The sequence below is a fragment of the Terriglobus sp. YAF25 genome (assembly GCF_052113305.1).
Lineage (GTDB): Bacteria > Acidobacteriota > Terriglobia > Terriglobales > Acidobacteriaceae > Terriglobus.
In genome coordinates this window covers 1-2,469 of the sequence record NZ_JBFRCY010000688.1, presented here as the reverse complement: position 1 = coordinate 2,469, position 2,469 = coordinate 1, and the positions used below count along the sequence as shown (strand labels likewise).

At 58.6% G+C, this 2,469-nt stretch carries 2 protein-coding genes; both read right to left on the bottom strand.

Annotated elements, in window-relative coordinates; translation table 11 throughout:
* Nucleotides 1–558: alpha/beta fold hydrolase (locus AB4043_RS22370; RefSeq protein WP_442308137.1), on the bottom strand; the 558-nt coding region annotated here is incomplete at its 3' end.
* Nucleotides 559–708: 150 nt separating this feature from the next.
* Nucleotides 709–2,070, bottom strand: coding sequence for an Nramp family divalent metal transporter (locus AB4043_RS22365; protein WP_442300479.1), 1,362 nt, complete (start codon nucleotides 2,068–2,070; stop codon nucleotides 709–711).
* Nucleotides 2,071–2,469 lie beyond the last annotated feature (399 nt).

Here is a 2,469-nt window from a genome sequence, read left to right as displayed (position 1 = left end):
GCTCAACAACTCTTCCGAAGAGAACGTACTGAAGCTATCCATTAACGCCTGTGACGCGAGCACAACAGGCCTGCGCTCTGACTTTGACGGCACGGGCATGATGCCGGTGCGACGCAGTTTATTGACCGCTGTCTGCGGAAAGAACTCGTCGAAGTTGTAATGCACCGGTCCCGTAGCCGCTCCGGTCGTAGCAAGCGCCTTGATCTCCGGCGTGAACGACCACAGCGAGATGGTTCCTCCGAGCGAGTGCCCATAGAGCCCAATGTGCGTGAATCCCCTCTGCTGCAGGAAACGGATCGCGGAGCGAAGGTCGTCGCGCAGGCCTTCAGGTGTGAGCGTGTCATCGTCCGACTCTCCACAGCCGGCAAAGTCGTATCGCAGTGTGGAGATGCTTGCAGCATTCAGTGCAGCAGCCAATGCAGGCAGGCGTCCGCGTCCATTACGGTCGCTGGCGAAGCCATGCGAAAGGATGACGATATGGGTGGGGCTGGCAACGGCCAGGTCACCGACGAGAGTGAGGGTGCGCCCGTTTGCAAACGTGATACGCGTTTCCAACATGACTCTAGCTTAGCGGCAGTGCTTCATGCCTGGGGACTAGAGCAATTCTCCTAATACTGTAGTGTTGGATAAATCTGCGAATGCCGTTTTCTCCGAAGGAAAACGGCGCAAATAGTCAAAGCTTCGCTCTACACCTTTAGGAGAAATGCTCTAGCGAACAAATGTCTGCCACAACAGCAGCGCATTCAAACTCACGATGATCGTCACGATCAACCAGCCGGTGTACTTCGTCCGTTTCCGGTTGGCGAAGCTGTTCATCACATCGGGGCGGCTGGTGAGCAGAAGCAGCGGCACCAGAGCGAAGGGAAGGGCAAAGCTCAGGACCACCTGCGAGAGGATCAGGATCTTCAGCGGATCGAGGCCGAGACCGATGACCACCAACGCCGGAATGATCGTCAGAAAACGGCGCAGGAAGATGGAGAACTTGACGTTGAGAAAACCTTCCAGCACCACCTGGCCGGCCATGACACCGACCGTTGAGGAGGAGAGACCGGAGCACAGCAGGGCCACGGCAAAGACCGTCGCCGAGATGCCGCCGAGCAACGGGCCCAGCGTATGGTGCGCATCTTCGATGCTGGCTACCGGCGCCAGGCCGCGAGCGGCAAAGCTGGCGAAGGCTCCGGCGGCCATGATGATCATTGCTGAGTTGATCAGCCAGGCGCCGTTCATGGCGACGAAGACGTCTACCAGCTCGAAGCGGAGATAGCGTGACCGGAAGAGCCTTCCCGGAAGGCCGGAACGATGGGTGGCCTGCTTGATGCGGGGCTGCACCAGGGCGGAGTGCAGATAGACCACATGCGGCATTACGGTAGCGCCCAGCATGCCCACGGCGACGTAGATGCTGCCGTGCAGATCTGTGCGATCAAAGGATGGAACCAGCGCGTGGAAGGCTGCGAGCTTCCAGTCCGGGTGCACCAGGAAGATCTCGATGGCGTAGCAGATACCGATCACACCGACGAAGGCCATGATGCCCCACTCCAGGAAGCGGAAGCCGGCAAGGTCGAGCGCAAGGATCAAGAAGACGCAGACCGTGGTGAGCATCGCTGCGGCAAACATCACACCGGTGCGCGACCATCCATGCTCCAGCAGCGCGGGTCCAAAGAGCAGATAGAAGCCCAGTGCCGCTCCCAGAAACTCCGCCAGATCGGTAGCCAGGGCGGCGATCTCCGCCGCCACCCACAGGAAGATGTTGGTGCCGCGCGAGTAGGTTTTGCGGCAGTTCTGGGGGAGGGTAAGACCGGTCACGATGCCCAGCTTGGCCGACAGGTACTGGATAAGGATGGCCATGACATTCGACCACAGAAGGACCCACAGCAGGCGATAGCCGTAGCGGGTTCCGCCGTCGATGTTGGTGGCGAAGTTGCCGGGATCGATGTAGGCCACCGAGGCCACGAATGCCGGACCAAAGTACGTCCACAGCTCGCTGCGCTTCAGCTCCGGCAGCAGGCGGAAACGCCCATGCGGGGCCGTCTCAGTTGCAGGCGTCTCCGGGTTGGTCTGAGTCTCGATCACGAATCCTTAGGCAAACCTAATTTAGGCTTGCCTAATTCTAGCACCGAGACGTTTTTGTTTGTCATCCGCGAAATATTGCTTTTCCATTTTCCTGATACAGGAATTTAAGATGGCTTGATAGAGTTCGGAAGCCCATACCTTGGGTGCCCCATCCATCGCATCGCGATGGATGGGACATTCGCGCTATGCACGAATCAGGCGGGAGGACATGGGAAAAGGCGTGGGCTCTCAGCCCGCGGTCTATCGGCTCAATAAAAGGCTTTAAACCTGGGCTTCTTATTCTTTTTCAGCGGGCTGGAGCCCGCTGAACACTCCAGCCAGCAAGGCTAGCCGGGGACTCCCGCCGAATTATCTTTGAAGAATTCTTAGGGCTGCACAGCCTGATGCACTGCCAGTAGC